Origin of the sequence: Actinosynnema sp. NPDC020468, from assembly GCF_040642015.1 — a bacterium.
Taxonomy (GTDB): domain Bacteria; phylum Actinomycetota; class Actinomycetes; order Mycobacteriales; family Pseudonocardiaceae; genus Actinosynnema.
Genome location: NZ_JBFAEO010000100.1, coordinates 1 through 6,554, shown reverse-complemented (window position 1 = coordinate 6,554; position 6,554 = coordinate 1). Strand labels below are relative to the sequence as shown.

At 68.8% G+C, this 6,554-nt stretch carries 6 protein-coding genes and 1 pseudogene; 3 read left to right on the top strand and 4 right to left on the bottom strand.

Features of this window, described 5'->3' with window-relative positions; all coding sequences use genetic code 11:
* Positions 1–162 precede the first annotated feature (162 nt).
* Genes AB0G50_RS35695 through AB0G50_RS35680 form a run of 4 tightly spaced genes read right to left on the bottom strand, consistent with a single transcriptional unit; the run spans position 163 to position 4,417 of the window.
* A complete protein-coding gene (locus tag AB0G50_RS35695) occupies positions 163–1,836 on the bottom strand; it encodes a cytochrome bc complex cytochrome b subunit (protein WP_360118486.1) in 1,674 nt (557 codons plus the stop codon).
* Positions 1,833–2,957 (bottom strand): ubiquinol-cytochrome c reductase iron-sulfur subunit, encoded by a 1,125-nt coding sequence (locus tag AB0G50_RS35690; RefSeq protein ID WP_360118483.1) that lies wholly within the window; start codon positions 2,955–2,957, stop codon positions 1,833–1,835. The genes AB0G50_RS35695 and AB0G50_RS35690 overlap by 4 nt, the downstream gene beginning before the upstream one ends.
* Positions 2,954–3,760 carry a cytochrome c gene (locus AB0G50_RS35685; RefSeq protein ID WP_360118480.1) on the bottom strand — a complete coding sequence of 269 codons (807 nt, stop codon included), beginning with the start codon at positions 3,758–3,760 and terminating at the stop codon, positions 2,954–2,956. Before AB0G50_RS35685 ends, AB0G50_RS35690 begins: the two co-directional genes overlap by 4 nt.
* A 48-nt stretch (positions 3,761–3,808) precedes the next feature.
* Entirely contained in the window at positions 3,809–4,417 is a 609-nt protein-coding gene (locus AB0G50_RS35680; RefSeq protein WP_360118477.1) for a heme-copper oxidase subunit III, read from the bottom strand.
* Between the two features lie 83 nt (positions 4,418–4,500).
* Between AB0G50_RS35680 and AB0G50_RS35675 the strand changes: the two are divergent.
* The 3 genes and pseudogenes from AB0G50_RS35675 to trpD all read left to right on the top strand — a co-directional run.
* Positions 4,501–4,878 (top strand): annotated as a pseudogene (locus tag AB0G50_RS35675) (hypothetical protein); the annotation flags it as partial.
* 67 nt (positions 4,879–4,945) lie between these two features.
* Entirely contained in the window at positions 4,946–5,356 is a 411-nt protein-coding gene (locus AB0G50_RS35670; RefSeq protein ID WP_360118474.1) for a hypothetical protein, read from the top strand.
* 3 nt (positions 5,357–5,359) lie between these two features.
* Entirely contained in the window at positions 5,360–6,412 is a 1,053-nt protein-coding gene (gene trpD / locus AB0G50_RS35665) for an anthranilate phosphoribosyltransferase (RefSeq protein WP_360118471.1), read from the top strand.
* Positions 6,413–6,554 lie beyond the last annotated feature (142 nt).

The following is a 6,554-nucleotide window of genomic DNA, read 5'->3' as shown; positions in this document are numbered from 1 at the left end:
CGTTGTCGAGTTTGGCCGGCGGTAGCGCTGAATGTGCCCCCTTGACACATGCGGTTGGGCTTCGCCCAGGCCATACGGGGAGAACACGAGGCCACAGCTTTAGGCAAGCAAGCGAGAGGCCCCGCACCTGTGGTGCGGGGCCTCTCGCGTTGGCTGCTTGTGCTAGCTCTCGGGGTGGGCGGGCTTTCCTGCCAGCTCCGTGTTCGAGGGCTTGTTGGCTTCCTTCAGGGCTTCCTTCGGGTGGCCTGCTTCTGCGTGGGCTCGGGCCAGGGCTGCCGTTTCCTCCGGCTTGTCCGGGCTCAGGAAGCTGCCGGGGACCGGGTGGCCCGCGGAACCCAGTTTGTTCATCTTCTTCGGCACGGACGTTCCCTGGTACTCCAGTGGGAGCGGGTGGCCGTGGTCGTCCACCGGGCCCAGGGGCTGGTGGAGTTCGATGAACTCGCCGTGCGGGAGGCGCTTGATGATGCCCGTTTCCACGCCGTGCTCCAGGACCTCGCGGTCGCTGCGCTGGAGGCCGATGCAGAGGCGGTAGGTCACGAAGTACGCGATCGGGGGGATGATCAGCAGGCCGATCCGGCCCATCCACGTCGTCGCGTTCAGCGAGATGTCGAACTTCATCGCGAAGATGTCGTTCGCGCCCATCAGCAGCAGGACCATGAAGTACGAGATGGCCATGATGCCGAGCGACGTCCGGACCGGCACGTCGCGGGGGCGCTGGAGCAGGTTGTGGTGGGCGTAGTCCTTGGTCATCTTGCGCTCGATCCACGGGTAGACCGCGGCGATGCCGGTCAGCAGCGGGAGGCCGAGCATGAAGGGCCAGAACGGGGCCGGGACGGTGTAGTCGCCGAGGTACAGCTCCCACGCGGGCCAGATGCGGACCAGGCCGTCGGTCCAGCCCATGTACCAGTCGGGCTGGGAGCCCGCGGAGACCTGGGCCGGGTTGTACGGGCCGAAGTTCCACACCGGGTTGATCTGGAAGATGCCGCCCATGATCGCGGTGACCGCGACGACGACCGCGAAGAAGCCGCCGCCCTTGGCCGCGAAGACCGGCATGATGCGGACGCCGACGACGTTGTTCTCCTTGCGGCCCACGCCCGGGAACTGCGTGTGCTTCTGGTACCACACGAGTCCGAGGTGGACGGCGATCAGCGCCAGGATGATGCCCGGGATGACCAGGATGTGCAGCGTGTACAGCCGCGGGATGATCTCGGTGCCGGGGAACTCGCCGCCGAAGGCCAGCCAGTTCAGCCAGGTGCCGATGACCGGGAACGAGATCAGCAGCGCCGCCATGACCCGCAGGCCGGTGCCGGACAGCAGGTCGTCGGGGAGCGAGTAGCCGAGGAAGCCCTCGATCGCGCCGAGCATGAACAGCACGATGCCGATGACCCAGTTGATCTCACGCGGGCGGCGGAACGCGCCCGTGAAGAAGATCCGGAACATGTGCACCACGATCGCGCCCATGAACAGCAGCGCCGCCCAGTGGTGGACCTGGCGCACGAACAGGCCGCCGCGCACGTCGAACGAGATCTGGAGCGTCGACTCGAACGCCCGCGACATCTCGACGTTCTGGAGGTTCGTGAAGACGCCGTGGTAGACGACCTCCTCCATGGAGGGGTCGAAGAACAGCGCCAGGTAGGTGCCCGACAGCAGCAGGATGATGAAGCTGTAGAGCGCGATCTCGCCGAGCAGGAACGACCAGTGCGTCGGGAAGACCTTGTTCAGCTGCCTGCGCATGCCGCCGGCCGGATGGAACCGGTCGTCGGCCCATTTCGCCGCGCCACCCGCCGCACGGGCGGCGGCGCCCTGCCGCCTGGTCGGCGTCGTGATGCCGCTCATGACTTACGCTCCCAGAACGCCGGACCCACGGCTTCCTTGAAATCGCCGCGGGCAATCAAGTATCCCTCTTCGTCCACCGTGATCGGTAGTTGGGGAAGCGCACGGGTCGCCGGACCGAAGCGCGGCTTGCCGTAGTGGAAGACGTCGAACTGCGACTGGTGGCACGGGCACAGCAGCAGACCGGTCTGCTGCTCGTACAGCGAGGTCGGGCAGCCCAGGTGGGTGCAGATCTTCGAGTAGGCGTAGAAGTCGCCGTAGTTGAAGTTCTCCTGGTCCTGCCGCTTCACGACCTCCTGGCCGGGGCGCAGGCGGATCAGCATGACCGGGTTGTCGGCCCGCTTGAGGGCCGCGACCAGGGCTTCCTCGTCGTCCCGCTCGGACTCGCGGAACGGGAACACGGTTTCGAAACCGCCGGCGTCCAGGTCCTCCGGGCGCACCAGCTCGACCTCGTGGAACTTGCCGGTGTGCCGGCGGAGGTAGACCTTCTCGCCGTTCTCGGCCTTCCAGCCGGTGTGCCACAGCGAGGCCTTGCTGTCGCTGTCCGCCCACGGGTTCTTGATCAGCGCGCCCAGCGGCACGGCGAGCACGCCGAGGCCGAAGACGCCGGCACCGAGGCCCGCGGTGCGCTTGATCAGCGACCGGCGGGCGATGCCCGAGCGCTCGCCCGCGTCGGCCAGCTCGGCCAGCACGGTCGCCTTGTCCACCTCGGACGAGCCGCCGTCGTGGCGCTGCTGGACGGCCAGCTCCTCCGGGATGAACTTCTTCGTGTACATCAGCGCGCCGACGCCCAGACCCAGGATGGACAGACCCAGGGTGAAGCCGATGAGCGGCGTGTACAGGCTGTACAGGAAGTGGTGGTCGCTGTTGGGCGACTCGTACTTCCACGGCCAGAAGAGGAACGCGGCGAGGAAGGCGAGGCCCGCCAGCGCGGCGATGGTGAACCACAGGGCGACCGACCGCTCGGCCCGGCGCTCGGCGCGCGTGCCCTTGACGGGCCAGCGCTCCTCGTAGTGGACGAGTTCGACCCCGTCCAGCGCGGTGCCGAGCTTGACCAGCTCGTCCCTGCTCATGTCCGCGAGCTGCGCGTCTGACGGCTGCTCGACCGGCGTACCGCCGCTCATGCCTTGGCTCCGATCCAGAGGGTCACGCCGATGAGAGCGGCGATGCCCACGATGAACGCGATCAGACCCTCCGATACCGGCCCGAGGCCGCCGAGGGGGGCGCCGCCGGGGTTGTTGTTCCCGTCGGTCACCGACTTGATGTAAGCGATGATGTCCTTCTTCTCCTCCGGCGTGAGCTGCCGGTCGGAGAACTTGGGCATGTTCTGCGGACCGGTGAGCATCGCCGTGTACAGCTGCTCCTCTGTCACGCCGTCCAGCTCGGGCGCGAACTTGCCGGACGACAGCGCGCCGCCGCGACCGGTGAAGTTGTGGCACGCCGCGCAGTTGAGCCGGAACAGCTCGCCGCCGCGGGCCGGGTCCTCGCCGCGGAGCGCTTCGCCACGCTCCCCGGGGGTCTCCGGGCCGCCGCCGCGGGACTGGATGAACTGGCCGAGCGCGTCGATCTCCTCGGCGGTGAACGCCGCGGGCTTGCGCTGGGCCTGTGCCTCCTGGCGCGCCATGGGCATGCGGCCGGAGGAAACCTGGAAGTAGACGGCCGCGTCACCCACGCCGATGAGGCTGGGACCGCGGTCCTTCACGCCGTCGAGGTTGGCACCGTGACAGCTGATGCAGGTGTTGTTGTAGAGCTGCTCGCCAAGACGCACCTGCGCGGACTCGTCCTGCGCCTGGGCCGTCTGCGGCTGCGGGGCCAGCGCGCTGAACAGGAAACCCGCGCTGAGGAGCGCGAAACCCAGCGCGAGGAGGCCCGAGATCCGCCGACGCAGCTTGCTGCGCTTCCGGGCCCGTTTGGTGATGGTGGTCATGAGTGCAGGCAACCCTTGCTGGTGTCGGGTTCGGGAGTGTCGAGCAGGTCAGGGCACGATGTAGATGATCGCGAACAGCCCGATCCACACCACGTCGACGAAGTGCCAGTAGTACGACACGACGATCGCCGAGGTGGCCTGGGCCGGGGTGAACTTGCTCAGCTTCGTGCGGACCAGCAGGTAGCCGAACGCGATCAGGCCGCCGATCACGTGCAGGCCGTGGAAGCCGGTGGTCAGGTAGAAGACCGTGCCGTACGCGGAGCCGGGGATGGTGGTGCCCTCGTGGATGAGGTTGTAGTACTCCCCCGCCTGCCCGCCGACGAAGATCGCGCCCATGATCAGGGTGACGATGTACCACCGGCGCAGGCCGAAGACGTCACCGCGCTCGGCGGCGAAGACGCCCCACTGGCAGGTGAACGACGACGCCACCAGGATGACCGTGAAGAACGCCGCGTAGGGCTTGTTCAACTCGGTCGGCTCCGGGGGCCAGACGCCGACGTTCTGGGCCTTCACCGTGAAGAACATGGCGAAGAGGCCGGCGAAGAACATGAGCTCACTGGACAGCCAGACGATCGTGCCGACGCTGACCATGTTCGGGCGGTTCAGCGAGTGCACGCGCTGGCCGATGGAAGGCGCTGCCGTTGTCACACGACGCATTATTGCTTGCAGGTTTTCGCTCCGCCCATCGGGTCCGGGGCGGGTCCGCAGGTCATCTGGGTCACACGGGCGGTGAGGTCGACATGGGACTGTTCGGCCGGTTGCGTGATCGCCTCGCACGACGGGGCGTACCGGCGTTGGAGATCGATTCACCAGGTCTGGAGGTCGTGGTGGAGGCGTTCGACATCGTGGAGGCGGACTCGGCCGTGCTCGCCCGGTCGCCCGCCTGGGCGGCCGACCGCGACGCGGTGCTGCGCCACCACCTCGAACTACCCTCTGATCAGGTCGAACGCGCCCGCGAGCTGCTCGCGCCGGACGGCTGGGAGGTGCGGGTATCCGAACGCGTGCACGCGCTGCGGGTGCAGCGGCTGGACGCCCTGCACTGCGCGCAGGAACGATCCAGGATGGCGAGCCTCGCCCAGCGCCTCGGCGGCGACTGGATCGGGTGGGACGCGCTTCAGGTGACGCCCGGTCGGCCGGCTAGCATGGGTGGTCACCTGGCACCCGACCAGCCGGAGGATCGCGCACATGAGCACGCAGACGACCAGGATCCTGGTGTTCAGCCACCGCCCCGAGGTGCGTGAGACGATCATCACTGCGGTGGGCCGCCGTCCCGCGCCCGACCTGGGCCGCGTCGACTACGTCGAGGTGGGCACGATCGCGGACGTCCTGTACGAGGTGGACAAGGGCGGCGTCGACCTGGCGATCCTCGACGGCGAGGCGCAGCCCACCGGCGGCATGGGCCTGTCCCGCCAGCTGAAGAACGAGATCACCGACTGCCCGCCGATCGTGGTGGCCGTGCGGCGCAAGGACGACCGGTGGCTTGCGACGTGGTCGCAGGCGGACGCGGTGCTCGTCCACCCGCTCGACCCGCTGGCCGCCGCCGAGACCGTGGCCGAGGTGCTGCGCTCGTCGGCAGTGCCCGCCGTGCGGGGCTAGGCGATGACGCGCACCTGGCCGTCGGTGTTGAACCAGCTGCTGGACGGCGTCGACCTGTCGGCGGAGGACACCGGCTGGGTCATGGACCTGATCATGTCCGGCGCCGCGACCGACGCCCAGATCGCGGGCTTCGCCGTGGCGCTGCGCGCGAAGGGCGAGACGCCGGAGGAGGTCGACGGCCTGGCCTCGGCCATGCTCCGCCACGCCCGCCGCTTCACGGTGGACGTCCGCGCGACGGACATCGTCGGCACCGGCGGCGACAACTCGGGCTCGGTGAACATCTCCACGATGGCCACCCTGGTCACCGCGGCCGCCGGCGTGCCGGTGGTGAAGCACGGCAACCGCGCCGCCTCGTCCCTCTGCGGCACCGCGGACGTCCTGGAAGCCCTGGGCGTGGCGATCGACCTCCCCCCGGAGGGCGTGGAACGCACCGTCGCCGAACTGGGCATCGGCTTCTGCTTCGCCCCGGTCTTCCACCCGGCCTTCCGCCACACCTCCGGCCCCCGCCGCGAACTGGGCATCCCCACCGCCTTCAACCTCCTGGGCCCCCTGACGAACCCCGCCCAACCCCAGGTCGGCCTCATCGGCTGCGGCCGGGCGGGCGCGGCCCCCCTGATCGCCGACGTCTTCGCCCGCCGCGGCTACACGGCCCTGGTGGTGAGGGGCGACGACGGCCTGGACGAGATCACGACCACGACCACGACGTCGGTCTGGGTGGCGGACAAGGGCAAGGTCCACACCACCACCATCGACCCCACAGCCCTGGACATCCCCACCTCCCGCCCGGAAGACCTCAAGGGCGGCGACGCGAAGGTCAACGCGGAAGTGGTCCGCACCCTCGTGGCAGGAACCCCGGGCCCGGTGAGGGACGCCGTACTCCTGAACGCGGCAGCCGCCATCGCCGCCCACACAGGCCTGTCCGGAAACCTGACCGACGACCTGTCCACAGCCTTGACCAAAGCCGCAACAGCCGTGGACACAGGCAAGGCGGCAACCCTCCTGGACTCCTGGGCAACCCTCTCCACCACCCTGAAGGCAAAACTGACCGACGCCTGACCCACCAGCACGCAGAAGCGCAAAGGCGCGCACACGCCTAAAGCCGTGGCCTCGTGTTCTCCCCGTATGGCCTGGGCGCAGCCCAACCGCATGTGTCAAGGGGGCGCATTAAGCGCTACCGCCGGCCGAAGACGCAAGTGCC